The organism is Mastigocoleus sp. MO_188.B34, from assembly GCF_030065675.1.
Classification (GTDB): domain Bacteria; phylum Cyanobacteriota; class Cyanobacteriia; order Cyanobacteriales; family Nostocaceae; genus Mastigocoleus.
This window is the reverse complement of record NZ_JASJDK010000141.1, coordinates 1-18,839: the sequence shown is the minus strand read 5'-3', so window position 1 is coordinate 18,839 and position 18,839 is coordinate 1. Positions and strand designations below refer to the sequence as shown.

The window sequence follows — 18,839 nt, the reverse complement described above, 5'->3', positions numbered from 1 at the left end:
AATTTTCTGAGCAACTCTTTAAATCTGTTCCCTGTTCACCGTTCCCTGTTCCCTTCTATAAGGGAAGAGTAGCAATATTAAAAGAAATTGGTATTAGATAGTGTGAGCAATAAAGATTTAAATCTTATAAACTTGAATATCGTGGTTAGAAACTTATCATATAAAATTATAAATTTATACAAACAATCTTCACTAGATCTTTGAATATGCTCAAAAATATTCAAAGTGATTTTACCGAGCGTATTTGTCTATGCCTTACCGGATGTCGCGGCGTGCTTATGCTGAAACCTATGGTCCCACTGTCGGCGACCGCGTCCGACTTGCTGATACAGAATTATTTATCGAAGTTGAGCGGGATTTAACCACATACGGAGAAGAAGTAAAATTTGGTGGCGGTAAAGTTATCCGCGATGGAATGGGACAATCCCCCATATCTAACAGTGATGGTGCAGTTGATATGGTAATCACTAATGCTTTAATCCTAGATTGGTGGGGTATCGTTAAAGCAGATATTGGCATTAAAGACGGGACAATATTTAAAATTGGTAAAGCTGGAAATCCTTATATTCAAGACAAAGTAGATATTATTATTGGACCTGGTACCGAAGCTGTAGCTGGTGAAGGAATGATTCTTACAGCTGGTGGTATTGATTCCCACATTCACTTTATTTGTCCCCAACAAATCGAAGTTGCGATCGCATCTGGAATTACTACAATGTTGGGTGGTGGTACGGGTCCGGCTACCGGTACAAATGCTACTACTTGTACTCCAGGTTCTAATAATATTTATCGAATGCTGCAAGCTGCTGATGCTTTTCCAGTTAACTTAGGATTTTTGGGTAAAGGTAACAGTAGTCAACCCCAAGGATTAGTAGAACAATTGCAATCCGGGGTAATGGGCTTAAAATTACACGAAGATTGGGGAACTACTCCTGCTGCGATCGATACTTGTTTGAGTGTCGCTGATGAATATGATGTTCAAGTTGCAATTCACACTGATACTCTCAACGAAGCGGGTTTTGTAGAAAATACCATCGCTGCTTTCAAAAATCGGGTAATTCACACCTATCATACTGAAGGCGCAGGGGGCGGACACGCACCAGATATCATTAAGGTTTGTGGGGAAGCAAATGTTTTACCATCTTCTACTAATCCTACCCGTCCTTATACTTTAAATACTTTAGATGAACATCTGGATATGTTGATGGTGTGTCATCACCTCGACCCTGCAATTCCAGAAGATGTGGCTTTTGCTGAATCCCGTATTCGTCGAGAAACCATCGCTGCGGAAGATATTTTGCATGATTTGGGAGCCTTTAGCATGATTGCTTCTGATTCTCAGGCGATGGGAAGGGTTGGTGAAGTAATAATTCGTACTTGGCAGACAGCCCATAAAATGAAAGTTCAGAGGGGTAATTTATCTAAAATTCCTCAAGGAGAAGAACAAAGAGCAGATAATTTTCGGGCTAAAAGATATGTAGCTAAGTATACGATTAATCCGGCGATCGCCCATGGCATTTCCGAGCATGTGGGTTCGGTGGAAGAAGGAAAATTAGCCGATTTATGTTTGTGGCGTCCGGCTTTTTTCGGGGTGAAACCGGAGATAGTTATTAAAGGTGGATTTATCGCATGGTCGCAAATGGGGGATGCAAATGCAAGCATTCCCACACCACAACCCGTTCATATGCAACCAATGTTTGGTAGTTTTGCAGGAGCGCGTCACGCAACTTCATTGACTTTCATTTCCCAAGTCGCCCTGGAAAGGGGAATTCCCAGTCAGTTGGGGCTACAAAAGAAAGCGATCGCAGTTTCTGGAACTCGTAACTTGAGTAAGAGAGATATGAAGTTGAATGATGCTTTACCTAATATTGAAGTCGATCCAGAAACCTATGAAGTAAAAGCAGATGGTGAATTACTAACCTGCAAACCTGCTACAGTTGTCCCCATGGCGCAGAGGTATTTTTTGTTTTGAAAGTACTTTATATTTGCAATCGTCACTCAGTTCATTAAAACCCATCGGTAACAATAATCGAGGGAAGTGGTTAAAATTGCCGCTTTCTCTCCAGAACAAAAATAACTTTACTCAAATTAACCGAATTTAATTGTTGATATCTTTTTCTGATTTCTTTCTCAGCATATCATCAGCAAGATAAAGTCAAAAACTAATAGGATTGATTAACGGTAACCTCAACTTATAGAGTACACAAAACCGAACCTTACCTCCAATTTATTCTTATATATTTAGTATTGTGAGTTGAGTATAAAACTAATGACTCACAAGTTAAGTTGACGAACAACAAGAAAACCTCTCTAATCTCATCTCATCACATTAGGTTTAGAGAGAACTGATATGAGTTTAATTCCTCAATGATTGGAATTAGGAGGTAAAATTTATGGGATTAATTCGTTGGGAACCTTTTTCAGAAATAGATAATTTACAAAAAGAAATGAATCGCCTATTCGATAGTTTAGCGCCAAGGACTGCGGACAAATTTGGTTCGGCTTTTGTCCCTGCAGCCGAAATGGAAGAAACTCCTGAAGCTATCCATCTCAAACTAGAAGTTCCAGGAATGGATGCTAAAGATATCGATATTCAAGTTTCTGCTGAAGCTATTTCTATTAGTGGAGAACGTAAAGAAGAAACCAAGACTGAAGAAAAAGGTATGACTCGGAGTGAATTTCGCTATGGTAGCTTCCGTCGTGTCATTCCTTTACCAGCCCGCATACAAAACACTAACGTTACAGCAGAATATAAAGACGGTGTCCTCAATCTAGCTCTACCCAAAGCTGAAGAAGATAAAAATAAAGTAGTCAAAGTCAATGTTGGCTAATCTTCTCAGTATACCGACTTGTTGATTAAATCTCTTCATAAGTCAAAGTAGTAATTATCACTATATAAAGCTTAATAATCGGGTTTCTGAATCTATGTTTTTCAATTTGCGGAAACAGAAACCTGATTGTTCTTAACAAATCTCAAAGAGGTAAACACAATGGCAAAAGTAGTTGGTATTGACTTAGGAACCACTAACTCCTGTGTAGCTGTCATGGAAGGGGGAAAACCTACTGTAATTGCTAATAGCGAAGGTCAAAGAACTACTCCATCGGTGGTAGCTTACACTAAAAATAAGGATAAGTTGGTCGGACAAATTGCTAAACGTCAGGCAGTAATGAATCCCGAAAATACTTTTTACTCCGTCAAACGCTTCATTGGACGAAAACATGACGAAGTAACCCATGAAACTACCGAAGTTTCATATGAAGTCATGGGAGATGGGAATGGTAACGTGAAGCTTAATTGTCCAACATCAAATAAAAAATTTGCCCCGGAGGAAATTTCTGCTGAAGTGCTGCGTAAGCTGGCAGATGATGCTAGTAAATATATCGGTGAAAAAGTCACTCAAGCAGTAATAACAGTTCCTGCTTACTTTAATGATTCCCAAAGACAAGCAACCAAGGATGCTGGTAAAATTGCCGGATTAGAAGTATTACGGATTATTAACGAACCTACTGCAGCAGCATTAGCTTACGGACTAGATAAAAAGAGTAACGAAACCATTCTTGTATTTGATTTAGGTGGCGGAACCTTCGATGTTTCCATATTAGAAGTGGGAGATGGGATTTGCGAAGTCAAAGCAACTAGTGGGGATACTCACCTTGGTGGTGACGACTTTGATAAAAAGATTGTTGATTGGCTTGCTGATGAATTTAAACGTAATCAAGGCATCGATCTGAGAAAAGATAAACAAGCTTTACAGCGCTTAACTGAAGCCGCTGAAAAAGCCAAAATAGAGCTATCTAGTGCGACTCAAACCAATATTAATCTGCCTTTCATCACTGCTACCCAAGAGGGTCCGAAGCATTTAGATTTGACCTTGGCTCGGGCAAAATTCGAAGAAATGTGTTCTGACTTGTTAGATCGTTGTCGTATTCCTGTAGAGCAAGCCCTCCGGGATGCCAAACTGACTAACTCAGATATTGATGAAGTAGTTCTAGTGGGTGGTTCAATTCGCATTCCTGCTGTACAAGATTTAGTGCAGCGTATGACTGGTAAAAAACCCTGTCAGGGAGTCAATCCTGATGAAGTGGTTGCGATAGGTGCAGCACTTCAAGGTGGTGTACTCGCAGGAGAGGTTAAAGATTTACTTTTATTAGACGTTACACCCCTATCCTTAGGAGTAGAAACTCTCGGTGGCGTAATGACCAAAATCATCGCTCGCAATACCACTATTCCTATCAAGAAATCGGAAATTTTCTCTACCGCTGCGGATGGACAAACTAATGTAGAAATCCATGTCCTCCAAGGGGAACGGGAAGTGTCCAGTGATAACAAGAGTTTGGGTACATTCCGTCTGGATGGTATTCCTCCCGCACTAAGAGGTGTACCGCAAATTGAAGTTACTTTCGATATTGATGCTAACGGAATCCTTTCAGTTTTTGCTCAAGATAAAGCAACTGGTAAGCAACAATCTATTACTATTACTGGTGCGTCTACTCTGGATGAAAAAGAAGTGGAACGCATGGTGCAACAAGCCGAATCCCATGCAGCAGAAGACCGTAAGCGCCGGGAAGAAATCGACACCAAGAATATGGCAGACTCCTCAGCCTATCAAGCTGAGAGACAACTGAAAGATTTAGGAGATAAAATTCCCAGTCCTGATAAAATTCGTGTTGAAGGTTTAATTAAAGACTTGCGAGAAGCAATTCAAGAAGAAAACTACGATCGCATGAAATCTCTAACTAATGACTTGCAGCAAGCCTTAATGCAAATTGGCAGTGCAGTTTACTCTCAAGCAGGAACTAGCACCGAAACTAATAGTAATAGTACTGGGGCAAACAAGGGCAATGGTAAAGATGTAATTGATGCTGATTTTGTGGAGAGTTAGTAGACTTAAATTTTTCTGGCGGGCAGTTAGTTGATACATTTTTTGCTAGAGCGAAAATTTTCTGTTAGCTGTCCTGTCTAAGACCTCTCAAAACTCAATTTGATGCGATATCGCAGAATTTAAATTCACTCAAGCCACATACTCTTCAACCCACACAACTACAAAGGAGGATAAAGATGATCAATGTAATTCGTCGCAGTCAAATTATTGGTTTAGTCACTATGGACTGTTCTACCGCCGCCAAATATGATCGTGTCGAAGAAGTTTGGGTAGATGAAAACGGACAGGTAGTTTATTTAGCAGGTGGTGAAGGCTATACCCCCTTAGAACAGATATCTGTGATTGGTCCCGATGCTGTTTTAACTTACAGTAGTAGTGTGTTTGAACCTACAAGCAATATTCTTAACTTGAAAAATTTGAGTGTGAATTCTCCAACTTCAGATACTCTAGGTTGGATAGAAGATTTCCTCTTTGATTGGGAAACAGGAAATATTGCTGCTTATATCTTAGGTGGTGAAATTGCAGCACCCTTTGGTGGACGTGCAGTGCTGTTCCCTGAAGATGTGGAAGTAATTGATACAAAAGCAGTAGTAATTAAAGAAGAAGCTCAAGACCGCTTAAAAACTGAACCAGAAGGACTCAAAGGGTTTATAAGCGAAAAATCTCAACAAGTTAAACATTTAGTCAAAAAAATGGGCGACCGGGTTCACTCATTAATTTCTCATCATGATCAACCAGAAGTAGTACGGGTTAAAATCAAAGAGGTGAGCGACCAACTAGCGGCTTCTGGCAAACACGACACAAATGCTCTACTTGAAGCAACCGAATTTCTTCAAGACAAGTGGGAAGACTTACAAAAAAGCATCAGTAGGACTGGAAAGCGGATGAAATCTGCCTTAGATTCTGGTTGGCAACGACTTACTCATAAATCCTAAAGCTTATTTGGTTTTATTTCGTTAACTAATCCTTAATTAACCGAAAATGTTAGCAGAAATTGGCAAAATACTAGTCATTGTAGGTGTAGGAATTATAGTTTTGGGAGGATTACTTTGGTTGAGTAGTGGAACATTGAAAAACTTCCCCCTCGGTCGTCTTCCGGGGGACATCGTCATTCAAAAAGATAACTTTACTTTTTATTTTCCTCTGGTAACATGTGTTGTTCTTAGTATTATTTTAAGTGCGGTAATTTGGTTATGGCAATTAATTTCTCGTTAAATTTAAGCTTTTAAGTTGAATTTAAATTGCTATTTGTGGCAATTTGAGAGGTACTGGTTTTTAGCAAGTGAGCATTGATAATCTGACAAATCTAATACTAAAATACTCAAATAAAATCGAGATCGGGATTTTGAGCCATAATCTCAGAAATTTCCTCACTTTCAGACACTTCTTGGTTAAAAACCTCTTTGAGAAATTTATGATATGCCTTGTAAATACGTGTAGAACCATTATCATCAGTGACGATAAAAAAGGGTGCAGCTTCTACGTTATATTTTGACGCCAAAGCAAATCCTTCACTTGATGGTTCGCGTTCGTCAGCAACAATAATTTCATCAATTTGGTCAATCAACCCTGACTCTTGGAGTTCTTTTAGTACCTTAGCTGATTTGGGACAATCTTTACCGTCTAAGGTTATCTTTTTGATGATTGTAATATGCATGGCAGTCTAATAATTTGGAATTTTATTGATTTAGCTATTTTGAAGCTGTAAGTATTTTGAAGCTGTAAGTATTTTGAAAATGTAAGTATTCTGAAAATGTAAGTATTCTGAATTTGTAGATATTTTGAAGTTCAATTAATACTTACTGAGTTACTTTCTGAGCCAAAGAACTCAAAGCATCCTCAATTATTTTAATTGCTGGTTCACAACCCTTAAGTTGATGGCGAGTAAATAAGTATTCTTGACTGTTGTAATCAAGCCAAACTTGTCCTTTCTCATCTTCCCAAATGAGTGCTTTTTGAGGTAGATCGATTCCTGCAGTTTGATTGCATTGCATTAAAAGTGTACCAGCCCTGGGGTTACCAAATATTATTAATTGAGTTGGACGTAATTTTTTACCCACAGATGTTGCTCCTGCTTGGTGGTCAACTTTTGCAACAATGTTTAAACCTTGCTCTTTTGCAAAAGATTCAAAGCGTTGAACTGTTTCTGCAATGCTGTAGGTACTTTGAACTCTAACAATCCCGTTTCTAAACCTATAGAAAGCACTTTGCGTTCTAACCGCATTTTCAGAATTCCTTTTCATTCTGGAATTTGCGTAAGCAGGAGTAATAAATATACCTAATGACAAAATAGTCAATAAAATTTTAATCATCTTAACATTAAGTCCAGCTGGTTATTAACTATAAAATTAGTATATTTTGTATTACAATTGCGGACTTGAATAAGGTCAACACAAATTCATGAATCCTCAAAAAAATAGTCAGACAGTGTTACTACTTTTAGTAATATTCAATATAGTTTCTACAACGCTACACTACACTGATAATGCTATTTTTGTCGATCTATATCCCGAACCTGAATGGTTTACAACAGCAGGAGTTTTTGCAACTCTAATTTTCATGACACCCTTTGGATTATTAGGTTATTGGCTATATCGGCAAGGACTTTTTTGGTGGTCTTACCTGTGTCTGGGTTTTTATTCGATTACTAGCGTTTCCAGTCCGGGACACTACCTATATCCAATGATAATTCCAATGTCGGTCAAGATGCATTTGTTGATTTGGTGTGATGCGATCGCTGGATTATCTCTAATTGGTTTTATTATCTGGTCTGGATTATTTCTACAAGAATGGCAAAAAATTGAACTTAATTAAAAAAAATAAGTAATGGTAATTGGTAATTGGTAATTGGTAATTGGTAATTGGTAATTGATAATTACTTTTCCGATTACCTATTACCCATTACCAATCTTTAAAGATTAATTATTCTGTGCTGTATTCATCGAGTGGAAACCACATTCTTTCATTGTTGCTTCTTCCCACCACCAACGACCTTGACGTTCGTGTTGATGCGGTAAAACAGTTCTGGTACAAGGTTCACAACCGATACTAATAAAACCTTTGTCATGTAGCTGGTTGTAAGGAACATTGTTAGCTTCAATATATTGCCAAACTTGCTTTGAAGTCCAATTAGCTAACGGATTGAATTTAATTAGAGTACGTTCTGCAGTCGAAAAAGCTGAGTCAACTTGAATTACGGGAACGCTTGCACGAGTAGCAGGATTTTGATCTCTGCGTTGACCTGTAATCCAAGCATCGAGATGGGCTAGTTTGCGGCGCAGTGGACGCACTTTACGAATACCGCAGCATTCTTTATGACCATCCTCATAAAAACTGAATAATCCTTTCTCTTTGACCAAGTTTTGAACTTCTGTTGAATCGGGGAAAATTACATCTATTTTAATGCGATATTGCTTTCTTACCCTGTCGATAAATTTGTAGGTTTCCGAATGCAAACGACCTGTATCGATGGAAAATACCTGTATATCTTTCTTGATTTTAGATGCCATATCAACCAAGACGACATCTTCTGCACCGCTGAAAGATATGGAAATATTGTCAAACTGCTCTAAAGCGAAGGCGAGAATTTCTTGTGGACTTTTTGTCGCGTATTCTGCTTCAAGTTTGCTAATATCGGCTGATTTAATTAAACTCTCTTTAAGATCGGTCAAAATCCCCTCCTTATTATACCGAGTCATGCACAATTGCATTTAAAGATATAAGTTACTCTTTAAAGTGATTGACATTTGAATTCAAACTTTGCGATCGCAAATTGTCTGAACCCCAATTTTTGGCATTCAAAAACTTTTGAGTCGTATTCTCTATCCTAAACTGTTACGAGCACGACAAAAGTATATAAGTGGTAAATGACTTGAAATCCTAATAAAATTTGGGCTTTAAGATGTGGCTCTAAAAGCAGAAATGAAGCTAGTACTAAATCCCATGGCGTTGATGGTGTTTTAAGGAGTATTGGAGTTTAATTTTTAACTTCTTGGAGTTTAAGACATAACTCAGCCTGTGGAAATTTGAATGTTTCTAGAAACTAACTCTATTAAATTGCCTGCTAAGAAATAACTCAACTAGAATAGTGATCGTTAAACTAAGGGGAAACAACATGGAAGCGACAAAGGTTGTTCGCTCAAAAACCTACAAAAAATTAGAGGAACGCCTGCGTAGTTTGGTCGGAAAAGCTATCCGCGATTACAACATGATCGAAGATGGTGACAAAGTTATGGTATGCCTTTCTGGCGGCAAAGATTCCTACACAATGCTCGACATATTACTGAGTCTTCAACGTCGCGCTCCTATCAATTTTGATATTCTGGCGGTAAATTTAGATCAAAAGCAACCAGGATTTCCCCAACATGTTTTACCAGAGTATTTGCAATCTTTGGGTGTAGAGTACCGAATAATTGAAGAAGATACTTACAGCATCGTTACAGAAGTGATTCCTCCAGGAAAAACCATGTGTGGTTTATGTTCGCGCTTGCGCAGAGGAATTCTTTACCGAGTTGCGAATCAAGAAGGTGCAACAAAAATTGCTTTGGGACATCATCGAGATGATATTGTCGAAACCTTATTTTTAAATATGTTTCATGCAGGTAAGCTTAAAGCTATGCCTCCGAAACTTCTGAGTGATGACAAACAAAATGTGATTATTCGACCTTTAGCATATTGTCCGGAGCATGATATCCAGAAATATGCAGAGATTAAGGAGTTTCCGATTATTCCATGTAACCTTTGTGGTTCTCAAGAAAACTTACAAAGAGCGCAAATCAAGCAAATGCTTCAAGCTTGGGAACAAGCATATCCTGGAAGAATTGACAGTTTATTCCGCAGCACACAAAATGTGACACCTTCCCATCTTGCAGATACTCAATTATTTGATTTTTCAGGCTTAAGCCAAGAGTAAAGATGAGCATTTAATAACCTGTAATTCTGAAATTTGGAATGGTGCGTTACGCGATGCTAACAGCATCCTACTTTTGTACTTTATTTAATCCACATTCCTGACTCAAAATTACAGGTTACTTTTTACTCACTAACAATATCTTTGATTGTTCTTAAAGCTGAGATTATCGCCCCTTGAATCCAGCCCTGATCCAGAGAGCAATGTTCGCCAGCAAAAAACAATTTTCCTTCTGGAGCAATGGTATCTTCATAATATCGGATAAAATCTCCAGGATTCATAAAACAAAATGCTCCTCCAGCCCAGTCGTATTCATCCCAAAATATTGAAGCGCTATCATCGACCATACCCTTTTCCATTATTTCTGGATGAAAATTAGCAATTGTATTCTTCACAACTTCTTCTCTTTTTTTATGGGGTAAAGTACCTAATCTTCTTGCATCTGCACCCCAAGAATAACTTCCAAGTAAAACTCCAGGACCTTTACTAACATCCTTGTCAAGGACTTCTCGGTCGTATCGGACAAATGACGTATGTAATCCCTTAGTTTTACTCATTTTACGAACCGTTGTGGGTCTAAAATTATCTGATGGATAATAAATAGAACGATTAATTAAATCTGTTTGCGAACCACCACCAATAATTTTGTACTTACTTTCCCAAAATCTTTCCCTACAGTGAAGTAATACTTTGATGGAGGAAGCATAACTCAAATTTCTGATGGCCCTATTTTTAGCTTCACTCAATCCAATTAATTTAATTCTTCTTAAAACAGCAAAAGGAATAGTACAGATTACATAATCGCAATCGATTGATTGTATATCACTTTTATCTTTAGTATTCCTCAGAACAACTTGAATTTTTTCCTGCTGTTTCTCGAGAGAAATTACTTCACGACCATAGTTAATGTTTACATTTTCCGGTAGCTTAGAAGCTAAAGTAGTGGGTAATAAGTCTAGACCTCCAACTATTTCATCCAATATTCCAGTTTGATTTGACTCTCGAGGCTCCTGAGAAATTTCATCGCGAAGAAACATCGTTACAGCTTTGTCCCACCAAACCTCTAATGCAGTAATAGCACCGATTAAATCTAAAGCATCTTGACTATTAACAAATCTTCTGAGGAAATCACCTAGTGATAATTGGTCGAGTTCTTGTATTCTGCTGGTTATTGGACCCTTCGCAAATAGTGCTTCCAAATCTTCTGATTTAGACTTTATTTCCTCAAGCAAAGAGGCAAATGGAGTACCAAGTAGTACCAGTAGATTTTCATCATTAGCGATCGCTCTCTTGACTATTTCTTTCTCTCCAAGAGTTAAATTCAATTTTGGAATTAGCTCCTCTAAAGCTTTCTTATGTTGGCTTTTGATTCCTTTGATGTAATAGAAAGCATCATCTTCGTCGTGGTCATTAACAAATCTACGGAAGTCTAATTTACATATCTCCTTCGCATAATATCTGGTATGGTCATGAGCTTCAGGAATTCTCATCGCACCGAATTCATGATATTGACCATCAGCAAATCTTTTCGTCCAAACCCTACCACCGACTCTATTACTGGCTTCATAAATAGTTACTTCATGACCTAGTTTGGATAATTCATAAGCAGAAACTAAACCAGCCATTCCTGCACCAAGTATGACTATTCTTTTACGTGGTTTTCCATAATCAATACTGTCAATCTCGTGCAGTTTACTTTCAATTGTTTCAAAGATGGTGTCCATATTTAAGGATATTTAATGAATAAATAGTGCTGAGTTAGAAATTTCAACAAGAAATTAGAGATTGATTAATTACACAATGATTTACCCTACTTTGTAACTAAAAATATTGGAGGAGAAGTAGGAGTATTATTTGATGGGTAGTATAATGATCGCTATATTTGTCTGCGAAGTAAATATATTTACTTAATACTCTAGTCTTGATACTCTAGTTGGGAATTATTTTTTACTCGGCTGTTGATAAATAAACTAATTTCTGGGTTTTATTAAATGCAAAGCAAATAAACTTATGCACTTTCTCTTGTATATATATCTGAGTAAATCGTTTCAGAAAGTGTATGTCGCCGATGTGATCGAAGCGCCAACAGAATGCGAATAGCGTTATTGCCACAAGCTAAGAGATAGAATTTCTGTAGGACACATTTTGATTTTAGGGAAATTAAAAGGGTTTTGTCCTTAGCTTGCAATTATAAACTTTAAGAGATGAAAAAGCTTGATTAAGTTTGGGTCGTAATGAGTTTAATCAAATTTTCCTTGCATAAGTCCTATTGCTATTTATTTATCTCCAGTAATTGCATATTCTTGCAAAACTTCTAGAGGTACATACTTTAATGTAGCTTCGTGGGTTGCTGATAAATCAATTGGGGGTGCAAAACCTGCTTCCATAGCTTCTTTCCAGCGAGAAGCGCACAAACACCATTTATCTCCAGGCTTTAAACCAGGGAAATCATAACCTGGTACAGGAGTACTCAAATCATTACCTTTCGATTTGGTGTAATCAAGAAATTCTTCAGTAACTTGAGCGCAAACAACATGACTACCAAAATCTTGGGGACCAGTCTCGCAGCTACCATTACGATAAAATCCCGTCATTGGAGATGTACAACATACTTGGAGTTTTTCTCCTAGCACATTTTTGCTTTGTGTCATTGCTTTTAAGATTTTCCCATTTTCAAGACTCCGAACTGGAATTGATATTCCAAGATAATTTTAAGCTGTTAATCCGTTTATTAACCCTGCTTTAGCTTGAATATGGAGTTATTGGGACAGTCACATAATTTGTTTTACCGTTCACAAGTATAAAGTGCATGAGAGCCACAAGAAACAAATTGAAGATAAAGTACTGTAATTAATTAGAAATTAGTCGCTTTACCGCTTGTAGGGTCGAATTCAAAACGTTGTTCATAATTAGTTTCACCATACAAATTGAAACTGATAGTTGGTTCATCTCCGACTACTTCAATGCTATGAATTGCATTGGGAGTAAAACTAATGATTTCCCCTGGGAGGATTAACTGTTCCCCAACCTGAATAATACCCCCATCGCTGTCTTCATCTGCTACTTGCCAAAATTTATTTTTTTCCTGTCCATCCAAAATTGCAACTACTCCCCAAGCAGCATGATTATGGATTGGTGAGGAAGTCCCTGGAGCCCAAGCAACAGTTTGTACTGTGAGAGGAAAATCTGGTTCATCGTACAAAGTAGTTACCGACCAACCTGTTTCTGGGTTTGGTTCTTCAAACTCATACTGCAGCCATTCGGAACTATTTAACAAACGGCGAACCAAAGGACAGATTAACTTCAGTCTTTGAGTATCATCTGCAACATTAATTAGGATATCTTCTAAGTCTGTTAAAAATCTGTAAAGTCGGTAAGGTCGCTCGTTGTCTGGTGCATCAACGTTGGTCTCGTATGGTTGACATTTGCTGTTGTCTAATACTAACCAGTCGGTATTGGTTGTGCTCTCGATATTTTTGAGTAAATCCATTTTTATTCTAGCTTCGTACTAATAACAAATTCCTAATAGTATTTATCATCGATCGCCGATTGCCAATCATTTGTCACTAATTATTTAACACCGAGTATTTACTACCAACTGCACTAAAAACATTGATTTTTTATCTCAGTATAAGGTATGTATGTTGTGCATTTTACGTCAAGGATCGAGTTTTAAACAATGCTGTCTAATCAGACGGATGCAGAGGTATTCAAAGCATTACGTTCGGGAAACCTTGTGGCACTAGGTATACTATACGACCGTTATGGAAGTATTGTTTACCGTTTGGCACTACGTATGCTAGGTAATACTCAAGAAGCAGAAGATCTCACTCAAGAAGTTTTTCTAATATTATGGCGACATCAAAATTATGAACCCAAGCGTGGTTCAATGAATGCGTTCTTGAGTACTTTAACAAGATCTAGAGCTATCGATCGCCACCGTAAAATGAGATCGCAAAGACAGCTAATCCAAAAATGGAGCAGTAGTATTTTCCCAGAAAATCAAAATAGTTTGATGGATAAAATTTCCTTTCAAGAAATTTCTCATCGCGTGCGGGAAGCACTTTCTCTGTTACCAAATAATCAGCGACAAGTCTTGGAGAAAGCTTATTATGAAGGTATGAGTCAGTCAGAAATTTCTCAAGATTTGAATATACCTTTGGGAACAGTTAAAACTCATAAACGTAAGGGTTTAATTCAACTAAGGCAAATCTTGAAAGACTTGGTAGAGAGTAGATGAACGATTCTCATAAATCAAAATTTCACAATTGGGAACCCCACAACTGGAAAGAAAAACAAGAACTTCTTGCAAGCTATGTATTAGGAGATCTAACTCCGGAAGAAGTTGCACAAGTCAATAAATTATTGGCAGATAACCCAGAATTAGTGGAAGAAGTCAAGCATTTGCAAGAAACTTTAGCATTATTGCCTTTTGCTTTACCTGAAGATGAACCTCCTCAAAAGTTGGGTTTGCAAATTATGCAAGCTGCGACAGAAGTATCTCATAATCAATCACAACTTGATATAAATAAAGATATTGCAGATAAAGACAGTAAAGAAAAAATTATAGAAAAAAATATAATTAGCAAAAAATTTAATCGCACACAGAAAGTTTGGTTGGGTTTGACTGGTGCGATCGCAGCTACTGTTCTTTTAGGTCTGGGATTTTATAACTATAGTCTTCAGAAAGAAATGCTCACCACAAGAAATAAGCTATCTTATTACCAAGAAACTATAGCTTTACTTCGTCAGCCTAATAACCGTCTATTATCCTTAAAAGGCATTAATGATAAGTCGAAAGCCACTGGAAGTTTTGTCATTATTCCGAATTCTGGTAAAGGTGTACTTACTCTACAAAACTTGAGACCCTTACCGAAAAATAAAATTTACCGTTTGTGGGCTGTAAGTAATGGCGAAAAAGTGGATTGTGGTGATTTTCAAGTAAACTCCCGAGGACAAGTGTTAGTACAGCTTCCAGTTGATAATTCAATGATTAATATTTCTTCTGCTGTGGTCACCATTGAACCTTTACAATCCGTTTCTTACCCAACAGGTCAAATGGTTATGAAGGGAAATATATAGCGCTGTGCGCAAGTAAAAAGTAAAAATTAAAAATTCAAAAGCTTGCAAAGCATAACTTTGATCACGTTTATGACGTTAGTGGATCCGTAGCATGTCCGTAGGACAAACAGGGTTTAGCAATTTCCTGACCTTATAGCTTTTATATCGGAGAACAGTGGGAGGAGAGTTTTCCTTGATTTTAATAGTGGTTTCGCGTAACCTCCCAGTTACGCTGATATTTGTTTAAACTCTTAACAAGCGCTTTTCTAGTTCTTCCCAATTAGATTCTGATATCTGTACCGCTGTGTTCTTACACTGCAACATCAGGTTAATAGCATAAAAGTAGTTTTCCATCGCCTTTGCTTCGTCTTTAGACAAGTCAACTGTATCCATATCTAGAGAGAAAGCATTTAACCATGTTTGCTCGATACGTTCTACAAATTCCCTATAGACTTCAGAAGATTTCCTGCGTTCGGGAATTTTATTTTTCAATGAATCCAGTTTGGAAGTTAGGGAAGAAAAGTTAACTCCCTTGAATATTCTCAACGCTTCCAATTTTTTAGTTTCTTCAATTAACTGATCGATAGAATCAACAGACGTGTTACAAATTGCATTCGCGACTGCAATTCCATTTGCATTACTGATAGAGATTGCAAATTTGATGATGTAACTATTTGCAAATGTATGAGCAATTGCATTAGCGATCGCATTGGAAACAGCGAAAGCATTAGCTGTTGCAGCAGCATTAGCAATAGTACTACTGAAAGCAAGTGAGCTTGCATTTGGTGCATCTTTAGCGCTCACAAGTGCTTTAGCATTGGGGTTAACCTGCAAGACAGTATCCTGACCTTTAGGAGTGGGGAGAGAGATACTATAGGCGTTTGTTTTAGCTTTTGAAACTGCACAACTTTTGGTAAAGGCGTTAGCAAAGGCGGAGATAATGATAAAAGCTAAAGCGCGCTTACCAGCTGGATTCATGTCCGCTTCAGAACCATCTGTTACCTTGTCCGCCCATTTTAATAACCGTTCTAGTTTCGGTGTATTAATATAACTTTGAGCTCCCTCTTCCATTTCTAAGAGTAATTCATCCACCTTTGGTGCCATAATTCCCGCTAGGAGCAGAAATACTTCTCGCCAACGTTCATCTGGTAAATGTTCTACAACTAAACTTTTATACTGACTGTTTTTATGAACGCAGTATGCTGCTAAATACTCTTGGATTGTTAAATGGGAAAACCCAAATACACCTTTAAGTTTTTGCTCTAATATGTCGTTTTTAACAAAAATAGTATTTAAGACCCCTTTGGCGTCTAGGTTTTGGGGCTGATTGAAATAGTTTGTCAGAAAATCATCTATTAGACCAATAATTTGCTTTCCAGAGAACAATAAGCTCTCGGTAGCAAAGCTTGCATAGGCAATTTCTGATAATAAAATCTCTTCTAATTCTTTATGCAGCCCTTGATAATTTTTGTCTTTTATAATTTCTTTTTTATTGGTCCATTTTTCTAAAGAAATCAACAGTACCTGATTGTAGAGCTTACTACGGTTATCAGGGAAATATTCAAAATGCTCGTAGACTAAACATAAAAAATTTAGCAACAAAGGTGTATTTGCTAAATTCTTAATTGCGATATTTTCTGGCTCTTGCAATAGTTTCCAGCATTTTTCTGCAGCCCCTGCTTGTTTGTTTTCACTATTGCGAAACCAGTTAGCAATGAATTTTTTGATCTGCTTATCGCCTAGTTGTGTAACAGCAGCATTACTAAAGTTTTCAAAACCACTCAGACAAACCGGGGTTCGACAGGAGACAATAAAGCGATTGAAACTATATTGTTCAATAAAAGTTTGGATTTTCTTTGTTACCCGGCTTAAATTGCTATACGGAACTTCATCTAGACCATCAAGTAGGATTAATAATTTACCTTGGCGCAATAACTCTAAAGTAAATCTATCTGGAGACGGAAATCCACAATTATTGAATTCTTCAACGATACATTGTTCGATGTCTACATCATTAGATATAAATCTTTTGAGTTCAATAAAGACTGGAATCAGAGAATGTTGGAATACTTCTGTTCTACCACTGAGTGCTTCGAGAGCAACTCTACGTAAAAATGTAGATTTTCCGACACCAGGAGAACCTTGTACCATCAAGTATTGTTGCTCATTGGCAATTTCAAGCCCTGACTTCTGAGAGATTTCTTGAGGTCTTCGACGACTTTGCTGTTGCTCGTAAGCTAGTTCTAAGCCTTCATCAGATTCAACTGTACGGGTTCTCGTAGGAGCATCTAAAAATTTAACTGTTGTATTGATAGATCCAACTTTGAGCGGTACGGTCATACCCAATACTTGGGAAAAGCCATGACGTTGTTTAAATTGTTTTTCATATTGTTTTGATGCTCCGACAATAACATCTCTAACTTTTTTATCTAATGATTTACCAAATATTCCCAAAAACTTACCTCCACTTCCCGAAAGGGAGCGGAAAATTGGAATTGCGATTTCACCTACAACTGAGACTCCCCAAGATTCCATTCCTGTCATAGTTTTGCGACGAGAAGACTTACGGACACATTCGCGAGAATAGACTTAAACTCTTAACGCTGAAAGTTATTAAAGCAAATAAGCAAGGCTATAAAACCTTGTACTTATAAGCAAATATAGATTACATTCTTTGAGCGTTTATTTAAACCCCTCCCGCTTAAAGGAGGTTAGTGCGAACTCGGGATAAAATCCAGGTTCATGTAGTATTATGTCAGCATATTATTGTATGTAAATTTCTACAATAATCTAATAATCGCGCTAAATTTTCAAGTGAGTTATGTTATCTGAAGCTTAAAAGCTTTATGATATTCAGGTTGATTTGGGGGCGTCGTATTCCTAGAGCCTTATGGTTCCATCCTAAATCTCGCTTTATATGGCGATCGCTTTAGGTTTATGAAGATATTGCAAAGGATAAAAATTTAAAATTTACAGCCGTGTGTTACACATACTAACAGCACTCTACTTCTATTATTTTTTTGCTTGATCGAAACCATAACTTTCATTTGAAGCAATTTGACGATTGAAACCTAAAAAATCAAGCATCAATCGTCAGTGAAATTTCGTGATTAGCGATCGACTGCAAGAATTGATTTAGTAAATTCAATTAATAAACTAATACGATTCAGTTAAGCATTTTCGTAGGTTGGGTTGAGTGACAGCGTAACCCAACAAAACCTGATGATTATTGGGTTCCCTTCGTCAAGCCAACCTACTTCAATTTTGAGATGTAGCCTTAACTGAACTGTATTGATTGATAAACCTAGTTTCAACAGTAATTCAGCTAAAGGTCATAATTTACCCAAGCATAACTATTTACCCAAGCATAACTACCCAAATAAATGAGCACCTCCACCGCAATGTTTTCCAAAGTGAACGAACTTATGACCTTTACCTTGGTGAAGTTCTTCAAGAAAACTGTCTTTTAATCCCATCCAGTCATCTTGGGAAAATTGACCAGTTCCTAAACCATCATAACTAAGGTCATCAGGTAGCATTGATTCGTTTTGATTTTGGAGGTTTTGATTTTGGAGGTTTTGATTTTGGAAGTTTTGAGCGTCAATTGAATCTCTTCCCCAAATGAACTCTGGATTATAGTTTTTCATATTTCCAGAGGTAATATCATTCATCTGGATTTTATTATTCCCAAAGTCACCTGCTAAAGATTCATTTTTAGATGTACCCATCAGCATATCTTTGTCACCTTGAGCACCAGACTCTAAGGTCTCATCAACACCAAAACTCTCATTCTTCAAGTTTGATTTTCCGGGAGGAGTACCACCACCTCCAAAGTTTTGAGTCCAATAGTGTTGATAGTTTACATTACCCTTGTCAGGTTTTTCTTCGTGGTAACCGACACCAAGGTATTCATATTTAGGATTGAGCATATTCGCTCGGTGACCGGGACTATTAATCCACCCTTGTACTACTTCTTCTGGAGTTCT

General features: G+C 37.5%; 17 protein-coding genes. 9 read left to right on the top strand and 8 right to left on the bottom strand.

Features of this window, described 5'->3' with window-relative positions; all coding sequences use genetic code 11:
- Positions 1-262 precede the first annotated feature (262 nt).
- The 5 genes from ureC to QNJ50_RS24425 all read left to right on the top strand — a co-directional run bounded on the left by ureC (position 263) and on the right by QNJ50_RS24425 (position 6,098).
- Positions 263-1,972, top strand: a complete 1,710-nt coding sequence (ureC, locus tag QNJ50_RS24445; RefSeq protein ID WP_300640776.1) for an urease subunit alpha — start codon at positions 263-265, stop codon at positions 1,970-1,972.
- Between the two features lie 421 nt (positions 1,973-2,393).
- The gene (locus QNJ50_RS24440) at positions 2,394-2,831 is read left to right on the top strand and encodes an Hsp20/alpha crystallin family protein (protein WP_300640774.1); all 438 of its coding nucleotides are present in this window, start codon (positions 2,394-2,396) and stop codon (positions 2,829-2,831) included.
- 159 nt (positions 2,832-2,990) lie between these two features.
- On the top strand, positions 2,991-4,883 hold the full coding sequence (dnaK, locus tag QNJ50_RS24435) for a molecular chaperone DnaK (RefSeq protein ID WP_300640772.1): 1,893 nt from the start codon (positions 2,991-2,993) through the stop codon (positions 4,881-4,883).
- 176 nt (positions 4,884-5,059) lie between these two features.
- Positions 5,060-5,818: a photosystem reaction center subunit H gene (locus QNJ50_RS24430; protein WP_300640770.1), complete on the top strand. Its 759-nt coding sequence runs from the start codon at positions 5,060-5,062 to the stop codon at positions 5,816-5,818.
- 46 nt (positions 5,819-5,864) lie between these two features.
- The gene (locus QNJ50_RS24425) at positions 5,865-6,098 is read left to right on the top strand and encodes a DUF2905 domain-containing protein (RefSeq protein ID WP_300640768.1); all 234 of its coding nucleotides are present in this window, start codon (positions 5,865-5,867) and stop codon (positions 6,096-6,098) included.
- A gap of 106 nt (positions 6,099-6,204) precedes the next feature.
- Here QNJ50_RS24425 and QNJ50_RS24420 read toward each other — a convergent pair whose 3' ends face one another.
- Both QNJ50_RS24420 and QNJ50_RS24415 read right to left on the bottom strand, forming a co-directional pair.
- Positions 6,205-6,540, bottom strand: a complete 336-nt coding sequence (locus tag QNJ50_RS24420; protein ID WP_300640766.1) for a hypothetical protein — start codon at positions 6,538-6,540, stop codon at positions 6,205-6,207.
- Between the two features lie 142 nt (positions 6,541-6,682).
- Positions 6,683-7,126 carry a DUF302 domain-containing protein gene (locus tag QNJ50_RS24415; RefSeq protein ID WP_300640764.1) on the bottom strand — a complete coding sequence of 148 codons (444 nt, stop codon included), beginning with the start codon at positions 7,124-7,126 and terminating at the stop codon, positions 6,683-6,685.
- A 157-nt stretch (positions 7,127-7,283) separates the two neighbouring features.
- Between QNJ50_RS24415 and QNJ50_RS24410 the strand changes: the two genes are divergently transcribed.
- Positions 7,284-7,697 (top strand): hypothetical protein, encoded by a 414-nt coding sequence (locus tag QNJ50_RS24410; RefSeq protein WP_300640762.1) that lies wholly within the window; start codon positions 7,284-7,286, stop codon positions 7,695-7,697.
- Positions 7,698-7,801: 104 nt separating this feature from the next.
- Here the strand turns inward: QNJ50_RS24410 and QNJ50_RS24405 are convergent, their stop codons facing one another.
- Entirely contained in the window at positions 7,802-8,554 is a 753-nt protein-coding gene (locus QNJ50_RS24405; RefSeq protein ID WP_300640760.1) for a phosphoadenylyl-sulfate reductase, read from the bottom strand.
- A gap of 443 nt (positions 8,555-8,997) precedes the next feature.
- On the opposite strand from QNJ50_RS24405, the gene ttcA reads away from it, so the two are divergent.
- Entirely contained in the window at positions 8,998-9,795 is a 798-nt protein-coding gene (ttcA, locus tag QNJ50_RS24400) for a tRNA 2-thiocytidine(32) synthetase TtcA (RefSeq protein ID WP_027843304.1), read from the top strand.
- A gap of 122 nt (positions 9,796-9,917) precedes the next feature.
- Here the strand turns inward: ttcA and QNJ50_RS24395 are convergent, their stop codons facing one another.
- The 3 genes from QNJ50_RS24395 to QNJ50_RS24385 all read right to left on the bottom strand — a co-directional run bounded on the left by QNJ50_RS24395 (position 9,918) and on the right by QNJ50_RS24385 (position 13,282).
- Complete coding sequence (locus QNJ50_RS24395) at positions 9,918-11,516, bottom strand: NAD(P)/FAD-dependent oxidoreductase (protein ID WP_300640757.1); 1,599 nt, start codon at positions 11,514-11,516, stop codon at positions 9,918-9,920.
- 552 nt (positions 11,517-12,068) lie between these two features.
- Positions 12,069-12,443, bottom strand: a complete 375-nt coding sequence (locus QNJ50_RS24390; RefSeq protein WP_300640755.1) for a DUF2237 domain-containing protein — start codon at positions 12,441-12,443, stop codon at positions 12,069-12,071.
- Between the two features lie 203 nt (positions 12,444-12,646).
- Positions 12,647-13,282: a cupin gene (locus QNJ50_RS24385; RefSeq protein ID WP_300640753.1), complete on the bottom strand. Its 636-nt coding sequence runs from the start codon at positions 13,280-13,282 to the stop codon at positions 12,647-12,649.
- 189 nt (positions 13,283-13,471) lie between these two features.
- Between QNJ50_RS24385 and QNJ50_RS24380 the strand changes: the two genes are divergently transcribed.
- Both QNJ50_RS24380 and QNJ50_RS24375 read left to right on the top strand, forming a co-directional pair.
- Positions 13,472-14,032 carry a sigma-70 family RNA polymerase sigma factor gene (locus QNJ50_RS24380; protein ID WP_300640751.1) on the top strand — a complete coding sequence of 187 codons (561 nt, stop codon included), beginning with the start codon at positions 13,472-13,474 and terminating at the stop codon, positions 14,030-14,032.
- Entirely contained in the window at positions 14,029-14,874 is an 846-nt protein-coding gene (locus QNJ50_RS24375; RefSeq protein ID WP_300640749.1) for an anti-sigma factor, read from the top strand. The genes QNJ50_RS24380 and QNJ50_RS24375 overlap by 4 nt, the downstream gene beginning before the upstream one ends.
- Positions 14,875-15,096: 222 nt before the next feature.
- On the opposite strand, the gene QNJ50_RS24370 is transcribed toward QNJ50_RS24375, so the two are convergent.
- Entirely contained in the window at positions 15,097-17,397 is a 2,301-nt protein-coding gene (locus QNJ50_RS24370) for an NACHT domain-containing protein (RefSeq protein WP_300640747.1), read from the bottom strand.
- Positions 17,398-18,224: 827 nt separating this feature from the next.
- Positions 18,225-18,839, bottom strand: a 615-nt coding sequence (locus tag QNJ50_RS24365; RefSeq protein ID WP_300640745.1) for a CAP domain-containing protein, incomplete at its 5' end; no start/stop codon positions are given.

Excerpts from the sequence above, each read along its gene's own strand:
- ureC (WP_300640776.1), top strand. The coding sequence starts at position 263 with ATGTCGCGGCGTGCTTATGCTGAAACCTATGGTCCCACTGTCGGCGAC.
- QNJ50_RS24440 (WP_300640774.1), top strand. The coding sequence starts at position 2,394 with ATGGGATTAATTCGTTGGGAACCTTTTTCAGAAATAGATAATTTACAA.
- dnaK (WP_300640772.1), top strand. The coding sequence starts at position 2,991 with ATGGCAAAAGTAGTTGGTATTGACTTAGGAACCACTAACTCCTGTGTA.
- QNJ50_RS24430 (WP_300640770.1), top strand. The coding sequence starts at position 5,060 with ATGATCAATGTAATTCGTCGCAGTCAAATTATTGGTTTAGTCACTATG.
- QNJ50_RS24425 (WP_300640768.1), top strand. The coding sequence starts at position 5,865 with ATGTTAGCAGAAATTGGCAAAATACTAGTCATTGTAGGTGTAGGAATT.
- QNJ50_RS24420 (WP_300640766.1), bottom strand. The coding sequence starts at position 6,540 with ATGCATATTACAATCATCAAAAAGATAACCTTAGACGGTAAAGATTGT.
- QNJ50_RS24415 (WP_300640764.1), bottom strand. The coding sequence starts at position 7,126 with ATGAAAAGGAATTCTGAAAATGCGGTTAGAACGCAAAGTGCTTTCTAT.
- QNJ50_RS24410 (WP_300640762.1), top strand. The coding sequence starts at position 7,284 with ATGAATCCTCAAAAAAATAGTCAGACAGTGTTACTACTTTTAGTAATA.
- ttcA (WP_027843304.1), top strand. The coding sequence starts at position 8,998 with ATGGAAGCGACAAAGGTTGTTCGCTCAAAAACCTACAAAAAATTAGAG.
- QNJ50_RS24395 (WP_300640757.1), bottom strand. The coding sequence starts at position 11,516 with ATGGACACCATCTTTGAAACAATTGAAAGTAAACTGCACGAGATTGAC.
- QNJ50_RS24390 (WP_300640755.1), bottom strand. The coding sequence starts at position 12,443 with ATGACACAAAGCAAAAATGTGCTAGGAGAAAAACTCCAAGTATGTTGT.
- QNJ50_RS24385 (WP_300640753.1), bottom strand. The coding sequence starts at position 13,282 with ATGGATTTACTCAAAAATATCGAGAGCACAACCAATACCGACTGGTTA.
- QNJ50_RS24380 (WP_300640751.1), top strand. The coding sequence starts at position 13,472 with ATGCTGTCTAATCAGACGGATGCAGAGGTATTCAAAGCATTACGTTCG.
- QNJ50_RS24375 (WP_300640749.1), top strand. The coding sequence starts at position 14,029 with ATGAACGATTCTCATAAATCAAAATTTCACAATTGGGAACCCCACAAC.
- QNJ50_RS24370 (WP_300640747.1), bottom strand. The coding sequence starts at position 17,397 with ATGACAGGAATGGAATCTTGGGGAGTCTCAGTTGTAGGTGAAATCGCA.